The organism is Vreelandella arctica (genome assembly GCF_037070215.1).
Classification (GTDB): domain Bacteria; phylum Pseudomonadota; class Gammaproteobacteria; order Pseudomonadales; family Halomonadaceae; genus Vreelandella; species Vreelandella arctica.
This window is the reverse complement of record NZ_JBANSN010000044.1, coordinates 1-19,707: the sequence shown is the minus strand read 5'-3', so window position 1 is coordinate 19,707 and position 19,707 is coordinate 1. Positions and strand designations below refer to the sequence as shown.

Annotated in this window: 17 protein-coding genes and 3 pseudogenes; 13 read left to right on the top strand and 7 right to left on the bottom strand. The window is 50.7% G+C overall.

What is annotated here, in order from left to right:
* Positions 1–248: 248 nt before the first annotated feature.
* The 5 genes and pseudogenes from V8L70_RS21160 to nrdD (V8L70_RS21140) all read right to left on the bottom strand — a co-directional run.
* Positions 249–725, bottom strand: a complete 477-nt coding sequence (locus V8L70_RS21160) for a DUF4870 family protein (protein ID WP_336270543.1) — start codon at positions 723–725, stop codon at positions 249–251.
* A gap of 128 nt (positions 726–853) precedes the next feature.
* Complete coding sequence (locus tag V8L70_RS21155; protein ID WP_336270542.1) at positions 854–1,300, bottom strand: Rrf2 family transcriptional regulator; 447 nt, start codon at positions 1,298–1,300, stop codon at positions 854–856.
* 118 nt (positions 1,301–1,418) lie between these two features.
* Positions 1,419–2,168 (bottom strand): anaerobic ribonucleoside-triphosphate reductase activating protein, encoded by a 750-nt coding sequence (locus tag V8L70_RS21150; protein ID WP_336270541.1) that lies wholly within the window; start codon positions 2,166–2,168, stop codon positions 1,419–1,421.
* A gap of 67 nt (positions 2,169–2,235) precedes the next feature.
* The gene (nrdD, locus tag V8L70_RS21145; protein ID WP_336270540.1) at positions 2,236–2,400 is read right to left on the bottom strand and encodes an anaerobic ribonucleoside-triphosphate reductase; all 165 of its coding nucleotides are present in this window, start codon (positions 2,398–2,400) and stop codon (positions 2,236–2,238) included.
* Positions 2,401–2,443: 43 nt separating this feature from the next.
* Positions 2,444–2,812 (bottom strand): annotated as a pseudogene (gene nrdD / locus V8L70_RS21140) (anaerobic ribonucleoside-triphosphate reductase); the annotation flags it as partial.
* Between the two features lie 167 nt (positions 2,813–2,979).
* Here nrdD (V8L70_RS21140) and V8L70_RS21135 point away from each other — a divergent pair.
* Positions 2,980–4,071: an ISAs1 family transposase gene (locus V8L70_RS21135; protein ID WP_336270539.1), complete on the top strand. Its 1,092-nt coding sequence runs from the start codon at positions 2,980–2,982 to the stop codon at positions 4,069–4,071.
* A 283-nt stretch (positions 4,072–4,354) separates the two neighbouring features.
* Here the strand turns inward: V8L70_RS21135 and V8L70_RS21130 are convergent, their stop codons facing one another.
* Positions 4,355–5,473, bottom strand: a complete 1,119-nt coding sequence (locus V8L70_RS21130; RefSeq protein WP_336270544.1) for an IS110 family RNA-guided transposase — start codon at positions 5,471–5,473, stop codon at positions 4,355–4,357.
* A gap of 263 nt (positions 5,474–5,736) precedes the next feature.
* On the opposite strand from V8L70_RS21130, the pseudogene V8L70_RS21125 reads away from it, so the two are divergent.
* The 12 genes and pseudogenes from V8L70_RS21125 to V8L70_RS21070 form a co-directional block, all read left to right on the top strand.
* Positions 5,737–6,263: pseudogene (locus V8L70_RS21125) on the top strand (IS1595 family transposase); the annotation flags it as partial.
* Between the two features lie 174 nt (positions 6,264–6,437).
* On the top strand, positions 6,438–7,742 hold the full coding sequence (locus tag V8L70_RS21120) for a transposase (protein ID WP_336270538.1): 1,305 nt from the start codon (positions 6,438–6,440) through the stop codon (positions 7,740–7,742).
* 570 nt (positions 7,743–8,312) lie between these two features.
* Complete coding sequence (locus tag V8L70_RS21115; RefSeq protein ID WP_336270537.1) at positions 8,313–9,965, top strand: ABC transporter substrate-binding protein; 1,653 nt, start codon at positions 8,313–8,315, stop codon at positions 9,963–9,965.
* A 176-nt stretch (positions 9,966–10,141) separates the two neighbouring features.
* Positions 10,142–11,080: an ABC transporter permease gene (locus V8L70_RS21110; RefSeq protein ID WP_336270536.1), complete on the top strand. Its 939-nt coding sequence runs from the start codon at positions 10,142–10,144 to the stop codon at positions 11,078–11,080.
* Between the two features lie 11 nt (positions 11,081–11,091).
* Positions 11,092–11,991, top strand: a complete 900-nt coding sequence (locus tag V8L70_RS21105; protein ID WP_336270535.1) for an ABC transporter permease — start codon at positions 11,092–11,094, stop codon at positions 11,989–11,991.
* Positions 11,992–12,033: 42 nt separating this feature from the next.
* Positions 12,034–13,098: an ABC transporter ATP-binding protein gene (locus V8L70_RS21100; protein WP_336270534.1), complete on the top strand. Its 1,065-nt coding sequence runs from the start codon at positions 12,034–12,036 to the stop codon at positions 13,096–13,098.
* Positions 13,095–14,108, top strand: coding sequence for an ABC transporter ATP-binding protein (locus V8L70_RS21095; protein ID WP_336270533.1), 1,014 nt, complete (start codon positions 13,095–13,097; stop codon positions 14,106–14,108). Before V8L70_RS21100 ends, V8L70_RS21095 begins: the two co-directional genes overlap by 4 nt.
* A 39-nt stretch (positions 14,109–14,147) precedes the next feature.
* Positions 14,148–14,342, top strand: coding sequence for a hypothetical protein (locus V8L70_RS21090; RefSeq protein WP_336270532.1), 195 nt, complete (start codon positions 14,148–14,150; stop codon positions 14,340–14,342).
* A 27-nt stretch (positions 14,343–14,369) separates the two neighbouring features.
* A complete protein-coding gene (locus V8L70_RS21085) occupies positions 14,370–15,776 on the top strand; it encodes an amidase (RefSeq protein ID WP_336270531.1) in 1,407 nt (468 codons plus the stop codon).
* A gap of 42 nt (positions 15,777–15,818) precedes the next feature.
* A complete protein-coding gene (locus V8L70_RS21080) occupies positions 15,819–17,219 on the top strand; it encodes an amidase (RefSeq protein ID WP_336270530.1) in 1,401 nt (466 codons plus the stop codon).
* A gap of 447 nt (positions 17,220–17,666) precedes the next feature.
* Entirely contained in the window at positions 17,667–18,164 is a 498-nt protein-coding gene (locus V8L70_RS21075; RefSeq protein WP_336270529.1) for a transposase, read from the top strand.
* A complete protein-coding gene (locus tag V8L70_RS21070) occupies positions 18,161–19,171 on the top strand; it encodes an IS3 family transposase (RefSeq protein ID WP_336270528.1) in 1,011 nt (336 codons plus the stop codon). Before V8L70_RS21075 ends, V8L70_RS21070 begins: the two co-directional genes overlap by 4 nt.
* Here V8L70_RS21070 and V8L70_RS21065 read toward each other — a convergent pair.
* Positions 19,131–19,707 (bottom strand): annotated as a pseudogene (locus V8L70_RS21065) (FAD-binding oxidoreductase); the annotation flags it as partial. The gene V8L70_RS21070 and the pseudogene V8L70_RS21065 overlap by 41 nt on opposite strands.

Here is a 19,707-nt window from a genome sequence, read left to right as displayed (position 1 = left end):
CCCCAGCTCACCCACTGGACCTACACGCTGAGCATTATCGCCTGGTGTTTGGCCTACAGTATATTCCTAGTGCACTATACTTGGCCGTTGATGCAGGCGCGTGTGGACGGGCAGGACGGCTGAACGAATAATACATGGCGCCTGCAATCCGTTCTGATGCAGGCGTATTAAAACCATTGAGGTGCTCAAGCGCTCATTAGGGCCTGTTGACGTTTCACTCACGGTTCGCGATGAAACGTCAACAGGCCCTAGCGATCAGCCAGGGTGACTCGGGCACCGCCAAAGGCAAGGCTTCGCGGGTTAGCCACTGGATGGTTGTTGGTGAGATGGGTAATGCCTACCCCACAACGGCCCACCATCCATATCAGGCAGGCTGTAAAATAGAGATAGCCTAGTGCCCAGGGGGCTACTGCGGGTAGCCCGATCCAGCCCAGTAGATGCCAAATAGCCGTGAACAACACCCCGCCTAATAGCCCTAACCAGAACGTTCGAATCTGAAACTGCAGATGGGAAGCGACCCATTCTTCAGCATCGTGTTTTTTCATGTGGGCGATGAGCACCCCAATGGGAGCGGTGACGACCGCTAACACGCTACCCAGAAAGAGCATATACACGATGATAGCTACGCCGCGCCCGCGACATTTCTTAAAGCTATTAGGTGCGTCTGTAGTTAGTGGCGCCTCAGATTGAGCAACGGAGGGCATGGATGGGGGAGTGATAGCCATAGACAACCTCATTGGACAAAGTGGAGATCATTAATAGTGAGCTTAAAGTGTATCTATAATGCATTTATTGTAGTGCAACTAGGGAGGGCTTTCCTGTCTGACATCAATAGGCTTGTTTCTAGTGATCGTCAGGTGTTGACGGTGGGTATACGCATTAATCCCGCCAACTGCGGATAACGATTGGTCAACACGTCTGCCAGAGTATAACGGTCAAGTACCGCCAGAAATGCTGTCAGTGCTTCGTTCAAGATGGGTCGTAGCCGGCACGAGGGGGTGATAATGCAGCTATTATCGCTATGAAAGCACTCGACTAATTCCATGCCATGTTCCATTTCGCGCACAAGCTGGCCCAGCACAATAGTGGCAGGGTCGCGTGTCAGTAGTAGGCCGCCATTCTTGCCTCGGATAGCTGTCACATAGTTCCTCTGACTAAGCTCTTGAACGACTTTCATCAAATGATTCCGAGAGATATCAAAGGTCTCTGCGATCTCATTGATAGTAGAACGCTCTTCTCCTTTTACGGCAAGAAAAATCAATACGCGTATTGAATAATCGGTGAATCGGGTAAGATGCATGGAGGGCGCTGTGCTCCGCTAGTAGTCAAACTATTAAACAAATATGTTGTATGAATATTCAGTAAGTTGCAATCACAACATGGACGTTTAATGTTGATCTGGGTCCAAAAGGGAAGCATTAGTGGCGTACCTCAAGTCGGCTAAAATACGGTTTCAGGCGTTTGACCAGCGCATTCAGCCGAGCGTTAGAGGGGGCGTCGTTAACAGGCTCAGTATAGCTTGGGTCCAGACATTGCTCGTTGCGAGCCAGCTGGAGCGCGTAGTGACGTACTCCGCAGTCGGCAAGGGTGAGCGCCAGGCGTTCCACGTCGCCAAGCTGAAAGTCTTGCCAGTGGATGGTGGTGCGGCATTCAAAGCTGACCCCGCTTTCAATTAAGGCCCCCAAACTGCGGGCATGTCGTTGCCACATACCGGGGCGACCACAGATACGATCAAATGCTTCTCCACGCCCTTTGACATCCAATCCCACCCAGTCAAGGTGTATCAAGAGCCGCGCTAAGCGGTCAGGATAAACGCCGGCGGTATGCAATCCTACCTTGAATCCCATGGCTTTTACTTGCTTAACTGCCGCTGGCAAACCGGTATTCAGGGTTGGCTCCCCTCCGCTAAAAACAACGGCTTCCAGCAGACCTTGACGAGAAGCCAAAAACTCAAGCACCGTCTGCCACTCTTGAGGCTCGCCTCGTCGCGGCACGATCATGGTGGGATTGTGGCAGTAGCCGCAGCGTAGTGGGCAGCCTTGTAGAAAGACAACGCACGCCAGATGGTCGGGGTAGTCCAGCGTCGTCATGGGGACGAGACCGGCGATAGGCAGGCGGATCGAGCCGGGGACCGCGCTGGTGTCGTCAAGCGTCGCGATAATAGACATAGTGATAATCCCTGCTGGGTGCCTGTCGCCAGGCACCCAGCAGTCGTGAGTGAAGTGTGAAAGTTAGCTATCGAGAGGCGGCGCTTTCAGTAAAATGGCGGCGCTCCCGGTGTTCGGCGCGCTTACCAATATTGAACTGGCTCACTGGCCGGTGGTAACCCATAACCCGGGTCCACACTTCGCAGCGCTGACGCTGTTCAGTAGGCAAGTTGGCGTATCGAGTGGTTTGCATTTGTGTGCTCCTTTAACGTGTTGATAAAAATGAGGCAAAAGCCTCATGCCGTGGCGACGTCGGTTGCGCTCTCCGTTTGCGCCCAGAGTGCTTCATCGCACTTGGGGCAGAACTCGTGTTCACCGGCCAGGTAGCCATGTACCGGGCAGATCGAAAAAGTGGGTGTCACTGTGAGGTACGGTAAGCGAAAGTGAGAGAGCGCCGTTTTTACCAGCTTGCGGCAGGCCGAGGCCGAGGTAATCCGTTCGCGTATATAGAGATGCAATACCGTGCCGCCGGTATAACGCGTCTGTAAGGGATCCTGGTGGCTAAGCGCCTCAAAGGGATCATCGGTATGGCCCACCGGCAATTGACTGGAATTGGTGTAATAAGGTGCCTCGGGCGTGCCAGCCTGGAGAATGGCAGGAAAACGGGCTGATATGTTTTGACCTGTCAAGGCTTGCACGGACTCTACATGTTACACCTCCGGGTTGCAGGCACCTTGGGGCAGGACACAGGGCTATCGCAGATAGATTAGACATACCGTCCCATGAGCAAGCATCCTGAAAGCATTGCCATTTGCTTTATCAGAGAGAGATCATGCTCATCGAGACGTCATGCTTTGATAACCTTCCTGACCCCAGAGGTAGCAATGTTCGATATCCGTTAAACGAGGTCTTATTCATTGCCCTCTGCGCCGTCATCAGCGGTGCCGAAGACTGTTCCGATATGGCGTTATTCGCCCGTTCGAAAGCGGATTTTTTGGGTCGTTTCCTCTCGCTGCCGCACGGAACGCCAAGTCACGATACGTTCAGCCGCGTTTTTCGGTATCTGGATCCACGGGCCTTTCATGAGCGCTTTTTGACGTTCATGTCGGATTTTGCCGCAAAAGTAGAAGGCGTCGTCGCTGTAGACGGCAAGTCCCTTAGGCGTGCTTATGACCATGTCGACGGACAATCACCACTACACCTTGTCAATGTTTGGGCCGCGGAGCAACGTTTGGTATTGGGGCAGCTATCGGTCGATAAAAAGTCCAACGAGATTCAGGCCGTTCCCGAGCTACTCGAGTGGTTGTCGTTATCGGATGTGACGATCACGGCCGATGCGATGCATTGTCAGCGCTCGCTCTCTGAACAGATCGTAGAGGCTAATGGTCAGTACGTATTGGCTGTAAAAGGTAACCAAAAGACGCTTTTCGACGACATCCGTTTCATGATGGCGCATGAGGCCGAAACAACTGCCGTGACAGATAGTGGCCACGGTCGCATTGAAACGCGCTCAGCCACTGTTATCACGGACTTGGATTGGCTCCAGGAAGGCCATCAGTGGCCCGGTTTAAGCGCGGTTGGGCGCGTGACGCGGCGTCGGGATCTGGCTGATGAAGTAACAGAAGAAAGTGCCTATTACTTGTTGAGTGAAGCCATGACGCCAGAGCGTATGATCGATGTGACCCGTCAGCATTGGGCCATTGAGAATAGCCTGCACTGGGTGCTGGATGTCACGTTTAAGGAAGATGAAAATCGTACGCGTCGCGATTATGGCGCAGAAAATTTGGCGCTACTGCGCAAACTGGCGCTTAATGCCACTGAGAAAGAGCCCTCAAAAGGCTCCAAGAAAGGGAAACGCAAAAAGGCGGGGTGGGATGATGACTATCTACTCGCCATCATCCAGCAGTTTATTCAACTGCGATAGCCCTGGGGCAGGACAGGATCAAGCAGATTGCGACGGTGGATCATGCTGATATACGTGGATTGGTTACCACCTGACTTCACTGCGTCGCGGAGCTTGCCTTTCTCTAGAAGCAGGGATCACTTGTCGGGAATGCCCTTTGGGATTATCCCTGACAAGTACCGGTTTAGCCCGACCAAGGGTTCTCCACACCGGCCGATCCTGCCCTGACTCAAAGTGCCTGGCACCTCCATAAGCTTGATGGTCGATCACCTGAATTCGATATCCGCCTGTTAGCGACGGCCTATTACGCCGCCTGTGCCGCCGGCATTACCCGGCAGACAATGTCCCAGATAAAGCCCGCCAATTCTCGCGCCACGGCGACACACACCAGTTTGGTGTTCTTCCCTGCCCGGGTCAGGTCCCGGTAACGCCCGCACAGGCGTTTCTGGGCTTTCCAGGCGACGGCTTTGGCCTCCTCGGGCGCACCCGCCGCCTTGCGCTTCAAATGCATCGTCTGGCGCGCCGGGAAGCGATAGCTCCACGCCGATTCCACCAGCATTCGCCGGGCGTGACTGTTACCGGTGAGCGTGATCCCGCCCTGGCGCCGTGTCGAACCACTACTGTGTTCGCTGGGAACCAGCCCCAGAAAGCCCATCAGCTGGCGTGGCGAATCAAAGCGGCTGATATCGCCCAGTTCGGCCAGCAGGACCATGGCCGCCACTTTGTCGATGCCACGCAAGGCGACCAACGCCTCCACCACCGGTGCCAGCGACCATTGTGGCAAGGCCCGCTCCATCTGGACGGTGAGATCAGCCACCCGCCGGCTTGCGGCCTTGACCGCCTCGATATACTCCTGCAACACCACCTGTTGCCAGTCGTGCTCGAACCGCAACGACTCCAGCCAGTTGAAATGGGTCTGGGTCCAGCGGGATTTACCCTTCGGCCAGTGGTGGCCGTGGCGCAGTACAAAGGCGTTCAGTTGCTGGCGTGCCTTGCGCTCCTGAGCCTTCATGTCATCACGCGCCCGGGTCAGGTCGCGCATGGCCTCCTGCTCGGTATCCGGCACCCAGACCGGCGTCAGATCGCCACTGCGGGCCAGCCGGGCCAGCTTGAGGGCATCCCGCCGATCGGTCTTGATCCGTTCGCCGGGCGCCTTCGGAATCCGCGAGGGCGCCACCACCTGGACGTCGTGGCCGCTCGTCAGCAGTTGGCGGTACAAACCATACCCACAGGGCCCGGCCTCATAGACAAATTGCAGCTGGCCCCCGCCATAACGCTCGCTGAGCCGTCGAATCTTACGCTCGACCCGCTTGGGCGTATTGGCAATCTCACCTTCGTAAACCGGCTCTTGTCGCCCAGGCTCAGCAACGGCGATCGCAATCGTCTCTTTGTGCACATCCAGGCCGACATAAGCGCTATGAATCGTTTCCTGTTCCGGCTCTACGGGAGCACCGACGGTGTGAATTGAAGCGGATTCAGCGTTAAACTAGGCCATGACTTGCCCTCCTCAATGTGGCTCTGCTTAAGGGGTTGTACCCATCCTCAACGGTAACCCATGATCGTTGAGGACGGGCAGGTCAAAACATCATGTCTAGATTACACCAGCCCCAATGATTACGAATCAGCAATGGCAGAACTAAAGAAAGTAGCTTAACTGGGGTGTCACAAATTGGTTGACCACTCCAAGATGATGCTTACCTAGGCGGTGAACGGCCGGGAAAGCGCGGGCGCGGCGCTGAGCACAAGTTCCCGTTCGTGGCGGCCGTACAAACCAACGAGCAAGGCCATCCGCAGCGTGTTCAGCTTCGCCGCGTGAGCGGCTTCACCCTCACCGAGATCCGCCGCTACGCCCAGCGCCCAGCAGGCCATTGCGCCTGGCAGTCGAGTCATCAGCGACGGCCTCGGGTGTTTCCGAGCCTTTTGACACCCCTACCTATGTCCATGAGCGTCACATCACCGGGGGTGGGCGTGCCAGTGTGGAGAATCCCGCGTTCAACTGGATCAACACTCTGCTGGGTAACGTCAAGAACGCGATCACCGGTACGTACCATGCTATCCGCGGGCAGCATGCCCCACGCTACCTGACCGAGTTCGAGTATCGCTTCAATCGGCGCTATGACCTCAAGGCCATGATCCCGCGCTTTCTGACAGTGGCGGTGAGAACGCCTCCGATGCCGTACCGGTTCCTGAAGATGGCTGAGCCTTATGCGTAATCAGGTAACTATAAGAATAGCGGGAAATTTGTGTTCGGGCACTTACTTCGCGGGACCACACACGTAACCCCGGGATATTCACCAGGCAGGCCTGTAAAAGAACATTGTAGGATGGTATCCTATTGATAAATAAGAAAATTCGACCAAGAACCTAATTCCAGAGGACCAACCGCCATGGGTGAAACTCTAACGACCTGGTCGCCGTCCTGCAATGGCTCCATCAACGTCCAGCTCAGTGGCGACGCGACCACCAGTGATGCCGGCACTTTGTTGCTCCGTGAAGCCCTCGATCGCAGCGGTGTCATCGAGGCCATGGAAGACCACCTCGTCGATCCGCGTGATCCGCTGCGGGTCCGCCACTCGCTGGCCAGCCAGATACGTGCCATCGTGCTCCAACGCGCCATGGGCTGGTACGACCTGAGCGATACCGGCATCCTCCAGCAGGATCCGCTCTGGCACTTGGCATGTAGTGATGCCCGCGGACTGACACCCCTGAGTCAGGCACGTCCTTCCCAAGCGACCCTGTCGCGCCTGCTCGGCTGTCTGGGGATGGATGACAACATCGATACGCTCCACGAGGGCTTGCTGCGCCTGGCTATCTGGCGGCTGCGCTCGCTTCACGGCGGTCAACGCGCCAAGCACTTGACCCTGGATATCGACGGCCTGCCGGTCGAGGTCTTTGGTCACCAGGGCGGCCTGTTGCGCGAAGGCAATGTCGGACCGGCCGAGGATGCCGATACCTGGATTCCGCATCTGGTCCAGCGCATGGCGGAAGGCCTGAACCTAGACGTGGCGCAGATACAGGTGCGCCTGGATGCTGGCTTCACCGATGGCGAGACGCTGACGGCCATGGATGCCCGGGACATCGCCTATCTGGGGAAATTGAAGAGCAACTCGATATTGCAGGCCAAGGCTGAGCCTTACCTCACCCGGCCGCCCGGCAGACCGCCCGAGACACCCCGCGAGTGGTGCCATGATCTGGAATACCAGGCGGAGAATTGGGAGTCACCGCGCCGCGTGGTGTTGGTCGTGCAGGAGAATCCCGACGACCTGCTGTTTCATGCGTTCTTCCTGGTCACCAACCTCAACAAGCTCGACTACCCGCCGGAGAAGGTCCTGGCTCTGTACCGCAAGCGCGGCAAGGCCGAGGCCCACATGAGCGAGCTGAAGTCGGCCCTCAACGTGCATCTCTCGTCGACGGATCGTGGCGCCTCCACGGTACAGGACGTCATGGCGCGCAATCAGGTCAACCTGCTGCTGAGTCTCTGCGCCTACCAGGTCTTGCATGGGCTGCGCTGCCTGATCGAGAGTCAGACGCAGCAGGGCTGGAGCCTGATACGGCTGCGGGAGCAGCTGCTCAAGGTCGCAGCGACGATCACGGTGCACGCCCGGCAGATCACGCTGCGGCTAGGCGCCGCCGCAGATCGATGGTGGCCCTCGGCGCTGAAGGCGCTACCGCGATTGGGCGCCTTGTCGTAGTCCTCTCCACGACAGCACGGATTGCCACCGAGATCGGCGTCTCGCCGAGCATCGCCCATGGCCAATCGACAGCTATCAATAGCTGATGGAAATAAAATCGACATAAATGAGAACTTAAAGCTATCAATGCCGCGCCGCTCGGAGGCGGGATCCGGCGGTCGCTCAGTCAGCACCGTCGGGAAGCCCCGAAATGCCGCTCGCCGAAGGCCGTGATGAAATAGGCGGGGTAACCTTTCCCCTTCTCTCCCAATAAGCTCCCGAGTGGTCAGGCTTCGCCTGACGCACTGCTGCACTTGCTTCTATGAATACAGGCAGATCGGAAGCGCGTCTTTTCACAATCACTTCAGCAGATGACCTCGCACTAACTTAGTGCACAAAAAAATCTGATGATTCATCAAGACGCACAAAAGGCGCTCAAACAACACAATAGAAATTCAAGACAGTCTTAGTCTATTGATTCAGTTGCATTTATTCATACCTGGCATGGCTTTGGCATTGGTAAATTAAGTTTAAGTAAGATAGCAGTAAAAATGAATTAAGACGCTGACATGCTTTCATGAGGAAGATCTAATGTGCACCAAAAAAAAATTAGCTGGTTACAAGACATACCAATTAAAAAAATTATCCAAAGCCATTGCACTAGCAACCATCACAATAACAGGTGGATTGACAACGTCCGCGTTTGCTCAGAGTGATCAGATTCTTAGAATAGCCATGACAGCAAGTGACATACCTACAACCACAGGCATGCCAGACAATGGCTATGAAGGTATGCGCTTTCTCGGCTATACCGCTTTCGAAGGGTTAATATCTTGGGATCTGAGTAGTGACAAGGTAAACGCAGGATTGAAGGCCGGACTTGCCGAAGAATGGTATATTGATCCAGAAAATGATAAAAGATGGATTTTTGAGTTGAGAGAGGGAGTAACTTTTCACGATGGATCAGCGTTTGACGCTGACGCAGTTATCTGGAATTTGCGGCGGTTCTATGATGAAAGCTCTGAACAATTCGATCCGACAGGCGCTAGTATCACGCAAGCTAGAAATCCCCTAATTAGTGGCTGGGAAAAAATCGACGCGAAAACCGTTGCGATAGATACTTCCCGCGTATCAAGTGATTTCCCATATCTAGTCGTATACATATTGATGTCGAGCCCTGCCCAATTTGAGAGTGTGGGTCGTAATTGGGCTGAATTTGCACGTTCTCCTGCCGGAACTGGTCCTTTTAAAATTGTATCCTATACACCACGGCAGTCAGTCAAGCTCCAGCGATATGATGATTATTGGGATGCAAACCGTATTCCACTACTGAGTGAATTACAGCTATACCCGATGCCGGAAGCAACAACGCGACTCGCTGCATTGCGTTCAGGACAGGTAGACTGGATAGAGGTGCCACCTCCGGACGCAGTTCCAAGCCTAGAAGGTGCTGGATTTGAAATAGTTTCCAATATTTACCCACATATATGGCCCTGGGTTTTCAACCTAGCAAATCCAGAAAGCCCGGTTGCTGATGTCCGTGTCAGACAGGCACTGAATTATTGTATTAACAGAGAGAATATTGTTCATTTACTAAACGGCCTAGCAGCACCCGCAAAGGGCTTTTTTCCACCTGACCACCCTCAGTTTGGCAACCCAGAAGAGGACTATAGTTACCAGCCAGATCACGCTAGAAATCTTATGAATGAAGCTGGCTATAGCAATGAGAATATAGCAAATTTGCGCGTCATGATTTCGACAAGTGGGTCAGGTCAGATGTGGCCAATCCCTATGAACGAGTATTTACAGCAAAACCTTCAAGAATGCTATTTCAATATTGACTACGAAGTAGTGGATTGGGGAACTATGCTCGTAGCATATCGTAATGAGCCGACGGGGTCACAATCCATGGGCGTTGATGCAATAAACTTCTCTTCCCCCTCATCAGATATTTCCCAAATGGGGCGTTGGTTTTACGGCCCATTTTCAACACCTAATGGCTCTAATTGGGCCCACTTCACTTCTGATTCGTTTGATGAAGCTTATGTAGAAGCCACTTCATCCTTTGATCCTGATTTAGTAGATGAGTATACGGCAAGGGCTCATGAGAGCGTCGTTGATGAAGCGGCATGGGCATTTATTGTTCATGACACCAATGCACGAGCAATGTCTCCAAAAGTAAAAGGGTTTGTATCTGCACAATCATGGTTTCAAGATTTGACACAAGTCTATATTGAAGATTGAAAAAATTCGATAGCCTTAAGCATAAATAATCATCTTGGAAGCTAAAGAAACATTAGAATTTATTAACATAAATACCTTGAACACAGTCGATTTTAATAAATGCTTGAGCAGGGGGTGCTGGGTGGCCAAAGCCGCCTAGCACTCGAGAACCGACAGGCCATAAAAAGGGTAACCACATGTGGGCATTTTTCATACGACGCCTTCTTCAAGGTGTTCCAATATTATTTGGTGTGTCCCTAGTAGTATTTTTACTAGTAAGACTAATGCCAGGCGACCCTGTTGATTTATTAATACCAGCAGAAGCTCCTCGGGCGGTGGCAGAACAACTTAGAGCTCGCTTTGGATTAGACCAGCCTCTTTATGTTCAATATATTCTATGGCTAAAAAATGTCATTCAAGGCGATTTCGGTGTTTCTATATTCACATTACAACCAGTAGCTCCGGAACTATTTTCAGCATTGAAGAACACGCTTAAAATTGCTATATATGCAACAATACTTGGTTTTGGAGTGGGATCTATTCTTGGAACTTTATCGGCGATCAACTATGGAAAACCGTTAGATAAGATTTTTTCTGCTATAGCCATTGCAGGAGTTAGCTTGCCACACTTCTGGATAGGCATGGTATTAGTGGCCATCTTCTCTGCGCACTTTAATCTTCTACCTGCGCAAGGCATGGCTCCACCAGAAGCAGGCTTTATTGCTGGAATAAAACACTTGCTACTGCCTGTTATAACCCTTTCATTGATACCAATAGGTGTAGTAAGCCGAGTTAGCAGAGCAAGTATTCTTGATGTAAAAAGCTTAGATTTCGTCGATACTTTGCGAGCCAAGGGGCTGTTGGAAAAGCGCGTCATGATACATATAATTAAAAATGCTGCGCCACCTATTTTAGCTGTAATGGGACTTCAGTTCGGATATATGCTTGGTGGGTCAATATTGATTGAAACTGTATTCAACTGGCCTGGAGCAGGAAACCTCTTGAACCTTGCCATTTTCCGCAGAGACATCCCAACGCTACAAGCCACTATATTAGTGCTTGCAGCAATATTTGTTATTGTCAATATACTTGTTGATATCTTGCAGGCTCTAATTGATCCACGCATTAGGCGATAGGTGAAAAATAAATGACGTCATTAAATTCGGCAGGACAAATAAATAAACCAATATCTAAAAATGAAAATACACCTGAAAATTACTGGTCGGGTGTAGGAAAGAGGATTAAGAACGATCCAGTCACTATAATAGTTGGAGCAGTACTGGCTGGAATTTTTTTGCTTGCCATTTTTGCACCACTGATTACGGGACACGACCCATATCAGGGCAATGTCATGGCTCGCCTGAGCCCTGTTGGAACCGAGGGACACTGGTTAGGCACCGATGAAGTAGGTCGTGATATGTGGGCGAGAATAGTCTATGGTGCAAGGCTTTCTCTTTTGGCCGGTATTGCTCCTGTCCTTATTGCACTGATGATCGGCGGCAGTCTCGGCATATTAGCAGGTTATACAGGTGGAATAACTAATACGCTAATCATGAGAATTATGGACGTATTTTATGCTTTTCCGGCCGTTCTACTAGCTGTGGCAATTAATGGAGTTTTAGGAACCGGTCTTGTCAATACACTTATCGCACTCACTATTACTTTCATACCACCGCTTACAAGGATTTCTGAAAGTGTGACCACACAGTGCAGGAGTGCTGATTATGTGGAGGCCGCAAAAGCAAGCGGGGCTAGATCAATCACGATTATTCGCCAGCACATTTTGGCTAATGTAATTGGTCAAATCTTAGTGTATGCAACAAGTTTAATTAGTTTAAGCATTATACTAGCAGCGGGGATTTCTTTTCTCGGGCTAGGTGTTTCTCCCCCTGCTGCGGAATGGGGCCTAATGCTCAACAATCTGCGCCAAGCTATTTGGGTCAACCCATTGCTTGCTGCACTACCGGGTCTAGCCATATTTATAACATCAATGTGTTTCAATCTACTGAGCGATGGATTGCGTAGCGCTATGGATGTAAGGCTATAAACAAGAATAGAAATAAACCAGTTTTATTAGAGGCGAAAAACAATGAATTATACCCGTAAAACAGCAAAGTCAAGGGATATAGGAGGCCCTGCACAACCTCTCCTTACAGTCGAAAAATTAAAAAAATACTTTCCTATTCGCAGTGGGCTTTTCAGCCGGGTTCAAGCAGAAGTCAAAGCAGTAGACGATATATCTTTATCAATAAAAAAGGGTGAGATCCTAGGAATTGTTGGAGAGTCTGGTTGTGGGAAATCCACAACGGCAAGACTACTAATGCAGCTCATAAAACCGGATCAAGGAAGTGTGATTTTTGATGGCCAGGAAGTAGGGAGTCCTAACGGCATTAGTATATCCGAACTGCGTAGAAACATGCAGATGGTATTCCAAGACTCCTTCTCATCCTTGAATCCCCGAATGTCAATTCGCGACAGTATTGCTTTTTCACCTCAAGCGCATGGAATGGATAAGAAGCAAGCTGCTGAAAAAGCGAACATGCTCCTAGAGGCCGTTGGACTCGACCCGGCTCTATTTGGAAGTAGATACCCACATCAAATGTCTGGCGGTCAGCGACAACGCGCTAATATTGCACGTGCACTTGCTCTTGACCCACGGCTACTGATTTTAGATGAAGCAGTATCAGCACTTGACAAATCAGTCGAAGCACAGGTTCTGACGCTTCTTTTGAAGCTCCGCGAAAGGTTAAATTTAACATACTTGTTCATTTCACACGATTTGAATGTTGTTCATTTTATCAGTGACCGGGTACTTGTAATGTATTTGGGCACGGTGGTCGAACTTGCAGACACTGATACTTTATATTCTCGTCCACGTCATCCCTATACTCAGGCGCTGCTCGCCTCTCGGCCTAGCCTAGATCATCGTCAACGAGGCCGGCAGCCTCAGCTGACAGGCGATCCCCCCAACCCTATCGACTTGCCGAAAGGCTGCAAATTCTGTCCAAGGTGTCCCTATACAGAATCTATTTGCAAAGCATCCGAACCAAAGCTAACTAAAACTGGCTCTGGAAGCTTTGTCGCTTGTCATATGGCAGACACGAGCTCTTCACACTCAAAATCTGGGTATATTTCATACGAGGTAACTCAATGACTCTAGCTGCTGAAGAACCACTAGGTTTCGCCTCTAGTAAAGCGGATAATAGCTTATTAAAGGTAAACTCACTATGTGTAAAACTGCCTAGTGATACTGGCGGAGTCGACGCAGTCAATGGCGTCAGCTTTGTACTGGACTCTGGGAAGACCCTCGGTATATTGGGTGAGTCAGGGTCGGGTAAATCGATTACCCTGAAATCCATGATGGGACTCTTGCCAAAAAAATCAGAGGTAAAGGGCCAAGTAATTCTCAATAATTTCAATATCTCACAAGCTAGTGATAAAGAACTTCGCAGCATTAGGGGCCCAGAAGTAGCCATGATATTCCAAGAGCCCATGAGTGCTTTTGACCCTGTTTTTACCGTTGGTGATCAGATTGTAGAATCTATAGTTAAACATGAAAAATGTGGTAAGGAAGCAGCCTGGAGGAGAATAAAAGAACTCTTTGAATTGGTTCAAATACCTTCACCTGAAAGACGAATGAAAAACTACCCTCATGAGCTTTCTGGCGGCATGAGACAGCGAGCTATGATTGCTTTGGCTCTAGCATGCAGGCCTAAACTCTTGTTAGCAGATGAACCCACCACAGCACTTGATGTGACAGTCCAGATTCAAATTCTAAGGCTATTAAAATCTATCCAAGAAGAAATGGGTATGGGCCTTATTTTTGTAACTCATGATATAGGTGTTGCAACAGAAGTTTCAGATGATTTGGCAATCATGTATGCAGGCCGGTTTGTAGAGTACGGCCCACTGCAAAAAGTACTCGATATTCATGCCCATCCTTATACCGAGGGTCTGCTCAACTCAACAGTACACGGAGGGATGAGGGGGAAAAAATTACATGTTATCCCGGGCTCTCCTCCTGATTTGCGTGCTTTGCCAAAAGGTTGCCCTTTTTCACCGCGCTGCAATGCGGCAGAAAGTCAATGTCTTATGGCACCTCCTGAAAACAGGATTATTTCTAAAGACCACAGTGTTAGATGCATAAAACAGAACTTTAGTTAATGATATTATTTTACGAATATTAAATTACGGAGAATCAAAATGGAACTAACAGAAAAAGTATCAGAAACGCTAAAGAATTTTCAATGCTCTGATGAAGAACTAGGACTACTTAGAAGCGGGATGGAGAAACTTAATTTGAATATTTTATCTAAGGTACCAAGCATTGATGCAACAACAGAGCATGATAGCGAACCTGCTACTTATCTTTATTTGGGAAACTTATCAAACAAATAGCAATCTTTTATCAAAAGGTTAATCAACATGAAAAACAACTATCAACTTACTATAGCCGAGGCTAGCCGCGCTCTTTCAGATGGTACTTTAAGTAGTGAAGAATTAGTCTTGTCTTGCCTGGGACGCATTGAAAGCATAGATGGAAACATCAATGCTTTTGTTAAAATGGACCGTAGCAATGCTTTGAAGCAAGCTCGGGCATCGGATGAAAGGCGCCAACTTGGAAAACAAATTGGACCACTTGACGGTATTCCCTTAGGGGTAAAAGATATTTACGATACGGCTGGATTAGCAACAACTTGCCATTCACGAATTCTATTAGAGCACGTACCGACTAAGGATTCTGAGGTGGTCGCGAGGCTGCGTGAGTCAGGCATGATTGTTGTTGGAAAGCTCGCGACACATGAGTTTGCTTTTGGCGGGCCTGCAAATGATCAAGCGTTTCCTTCTGCAAGAAACCCATGGAATACCGAGCATTTTACAGGGGGGTCCAGCAGTGGTTCTGGCGCTGCTGTAGCAAGCGGGATGGTGCCCGTTGCATTGGGTTCAGATACTGCGGGTTCTATCCGAATGCCTGCAGCACTATGTGGTGTTGTCGGTCACAAGCCAACTTACGATGTCTTGAGTCGCCGCGGCGTTTTTCCTCTCGCTTGGTCTCTTGACCACTGTGGAGCGCTGACACGTACAGCCGAAGATGCAAAGATTATCTTGAAGGCGATGGCAGGCTCAGACAGTCTTCTGTACAAATCGAAAGCGGCAGAGCATCCTTCTCCTGCCAACAGCTTTGGAGATTATAACAGCCTCAAAGGGGTTCGTATTGCTCATGTCAGGCATTTCTATTCCAGCGATATCCAGAGCAATGAAGAAGTAACAACATCCATTTCAGAAAAACTTCAACTATTTCGTGAATTTGGCGCAGATGTAGTTGACATTACTCTCCCCAGCCTTTGGGATTATCATGCTTGTGGGTTAACAATTTTATTATCTGAAGCCTATAGCCTCCATGAAAAATGGTTGAAAACCAAATGGCAACTCTACTCGAAAACAACGAGGCTGAGGCTCGCATGTGGCGCCTTGATCAGTGCTGACAAATATATTAGTGCACAGCGTATGCGCAGAGATTTGATAGAGAAGACAACCACTGCCATGAGCGGGTTTCATTTTATGGTTACTGCAGGCAGCCCATTTCCTGCCCCTGAATTGTTTAGCGTACCCATATATTACTGGAACGATTATCCCATGATCACTATGCCATCCAATGTTACGGGGCAACCATCTGTCGTTTTACCATGTGGTTTAAGCAGTAATGGTCTCCCGCTTTCCCTGCAAATGATTGGTCATCATTTTGATGACATCAACCTTTTATCATACGCAAGCACCATCGAAAAAATTATGGCTTACACCAACTCTTTTCCAGACGGTACAACATCCTAATTGACATCAAAAGACTTACCAAAATAAATAAGGATTTCCAACATGCATGAGATGCCCATTTTTTTATCGCTGAGCGATCAATACCTTAAACTGCGCAATGGAGATTTGACTGCTACACAACTTGCTGAAACGAGCATTGATAACTATACATCTTACGAAACAACGGACAATGCCTATCTTACTTGGTGTGGTGACCAAGCGTTAAAATCTGCAGGCTACATTGATAAGCTTTTTGAAGCTAGAAAGGATGCGGGAATGCTAATGGGAATACCCGTGTCAATAAAAGATATCTATGCGGTTCCCGGACTTCCTACTTATGCTGGTTCTTCTCAGAGGCTTCCAACCGAATGGGAGCAAGCTGGCCCTATCGTCGAAAAACTGCTGAGTCAGATACCTAGCATGATGGGCAAGACACATTCGGTTGAGTTTGCTTATGGCGGTTTAGGAACCAATGCGCATTGGGGGGCACCGAGAAATCCATGGGACCCCAAATGCCATCGCTCTCCCGGTGGTTCCAGCTCCGGAGCAGGGGTATCGCTGGTCAATGGAACCGCTGCATTGGCTCTAGGCACTGATACGGCAGGTTCGGTCCGTATTCCTGCCTCGATGACTGGAGTTGCTGGTTTCAAGACCACCGCAGGTCGCTGGTCTACAAATAAAATTGTGCCGTTGTCTTCCACTCTCGACACTCCAGGGCTATTGGCTAGAAGTGTCGATGATATAGCCTTTGCCTTTTCTTCACTGGACGATCACGCCAGCAAGCGCGGGCTCTATTCTAAAGAAATCCCTAACATACAAAGCCTAACTTTCGGTGTTCCTGAAAAATATTTTTGGGATAACTGTAGAGCTGATATTGCGGAAACAGTGCACAACGCCATCAAGATGATCGAATCGGCCGGAGCGACTATAAAAACCTTTGATATTCCAAATACAGATGAAGCGTACCAACTTTTAGTTGAGGGTGGACTCTCTGCTGCTGAGCTTTTAGCATTTCTAACTTTAGAATTACCGAAGGCCATCGATAATCTCGATCCTAAAATTGCAATGCGTCTTGAGTCGGCACGAGAAATGTCAGCCGTTGAATATATACGCCGAATAAAATTGCTAAATAAATTCAAAAATGATGCTGAGAGAAGCCTTCAAAATATCGACGCATTAATAATGCCAACACTGGTTAACACCCCTCCTGTACTCGATGATATTATAGATAATGACTCCTACATGAGCGCGAATTTCAATGTACTGCAAAATACCTGTATCGCCAATTTCATGGGGCTTTGCGGGCTGACCATGCCCGTAGGAAAAGATAATAATGGGATGCCAATAGGTTTGCAGATGTTGGCAGCGCCATGGAAAGATAATGAATTAATTGCTTCAGGCCGGTCAGTTGAACGTGTCATAGGCAATAGCCTTCAACTGCTTGGTGAGCCTCCAAGGAAATAACATTATTTAGGTGCTTTTGAGAACCTTCTCGCTCTTATATTCAGTGGCTAATATGCAAGCGGTCTCCCGCTTCGCCGGGCCTCTCAGAACTCACCGATTGTTGTAAACGGGAAAATTTTAGCTGGCGATTCTCTGTCATGGCAATACCAAGCGGCAGATGCGTTCTTAAAAGAGGCATTCATTTACCGTTTAGGTGCCCAGGGGTGTATCAATCAGCCCATGGTAAGTCGCCTTGAATAAAGGGTTCGCCTTTGATTACACAGTTACGGTGCAGGGGGATGGGGCTGTGACCCAGAATTCACGGCACCCTACACGCCGGAACTGAACAGCATGTGAACTTTTTCCCGCTCATTGAAGGTGGGGTAGCTGCATCGCCCCCTCTGTCAGGATAGTTGTCGCGCCCGTTGTTAAACTCTCTTATTCATTCAGGGGCGTTTGGAGATCTGTATGCCTCGTTACTCCGATGAGCGACGTCAGGCCGTTGTGGCCAAACTGTTACCACCTTACAACCAGAGCATCGAAGAGGTTGCCCGCCAGGAAGGCATTTCTTCAGCCACGGTTTACAAGTGGCGTAAAGAAGCTCGTGCGCAGGGGCGCTGCCTGCCCGATGCCAGTGATCAAGGCGTAGAAGGCTGGTCGTCCCGTGATAAGTTTGCGGCAGTGGCTGAGACCGCAGCGATGAACACTGAAGAGGTTGCCGCCTATTGCCGTCAGCGAGGTCTCTACCCCGAGCAACTGCAACGCTGGCGACAGGATTGCGAACAAGCGGCCAGCCTGTCCTATGACGAGCGTCGTCGAGAGGCCGATGAGGTCAGGCAGCAGCGCAAGCGTATTAAAGAGCTGGAGCGAGAGCTGCAACGTAAAAATGCTGCACTGGCGGAGACGGCTGCACTGCTGACGCTGTCAAAAAAAGCACGGGCGATCTGGGGGGACGAGGAGTCATGATCAGTATCGAGGATCGCCAACATGCCGTGCAACTGATCGCTAATGCCTGTGAAAACGGTGCCACGCTGACGGCAGCCTGTGACGTGATCGGTATATCGATCCGAACACATCAACGCTGGGTGCAGGCAGGTGAGATTACAGCTGACCGGCGCCCCTTAACTGAGCGCCCGGTGCCTGCCAATGCACTGACCGCAGAGGAAGAGGCCGAGATCCTAAAGCAATGTCACCGGGACGAGTTTGCTGACCTACCACCGGATCAGATCGTTGTGCGTTTGATGGACGAAGAGCAGCGTTACATCGCATCTGTCTCCATTTTTTATCGTGTGCTGCGCAAACATGGCCAGCTGGCTCACCGCGGTCGTGCCAAAGCCCGTAAATCACAGCCTGCACCGACCACACATACGGCAACAGCACCGAACCAGGTCTGGTCGTGGGACTGTACCTGGCTCCCCGGCCCAGCCAAGGGAACCTACTATTATCTGGTGATGATCCTCGATATCTTCAGCCGCAAGGTGGTGGGCTGGGAGGCTTTCCTGGGAGAGTCTGCCGCCAACTCCCGTACCGTCATTGAGCGGGCGGTGCTGGCCGAAAATATCGTGGGCCAACCGCTGGTGTTACACGCCGATAACGGTAGCCCCTTCAAAGGCGCAACCTTGCTGGAGAAGCTTCGGGATCTACAGATCCAGCCCTCGTTCAGTCGGCCGCGAGTCAGCAACGATAACGCCTTCTCTGAAGCCCTGTTCCGCACCTGCAAATATGTGCCGAACTACCCTGCCAATGGCTTTGCAGAACTAACAGAAGCACAGCAGTGGGTGCACGGCTTCGTGCAGTGGTACAACCATGAGCATCGCCACAGTGCTATCCGCTTCGTGACGCCGGTGCAGCGCCATACCGGAGAGAACAAGGCCATACTGGCGAAGCGCCATGCCCTCAACCTCGCGGCCAGAGCGGCACACCCTGAGCGCTGGAGCGGTGCTCGGCATCCAAGGCCGCGTGTAGATAGATAACCTGCCGCCCAAGGGACAAGGCATGGCGCGCCATGGGGAGTAGCGGCGTTTGACCAACGCCGCCACTGGCAAACAGCAGAGGCTCGTCACCATTGACCAAGGTGAGGCCCCTGCCGGCGGTAACAGCTCCAGGGTGTCGCCTGGTTGTAAGACATCATGGAAATGGCGGCTGACTTGCCCCTGTTCTTCGCGTTTGATCGAGATGCGATAGCTTCGGCCATTCGGGGTATCTGAAAGGCTGTAATGCCGATAAACCGGTTCGCCATTAATGGTCAGACGTACACCGATATACTGACCTGGTTCATGGTCAGCCACGCGACCCCCATCCTCGGGCTCAAGGATAAAAGAACGAATTAAGGCACTTTCCTGTTGGGTACTGGCAATCTTGAAACGGCGTGTACCGCGCCATCCGCCCGGACGTTGCTCAAACTCGCGATAGCGTTGTTCTTCAAGGTCGATCAGAAGGGCGGCAAGCTCGTTATACAGAGCGCCCCAGGCATCAGCGATTTCCGGGGTGATGGCATCACCCAGCACTT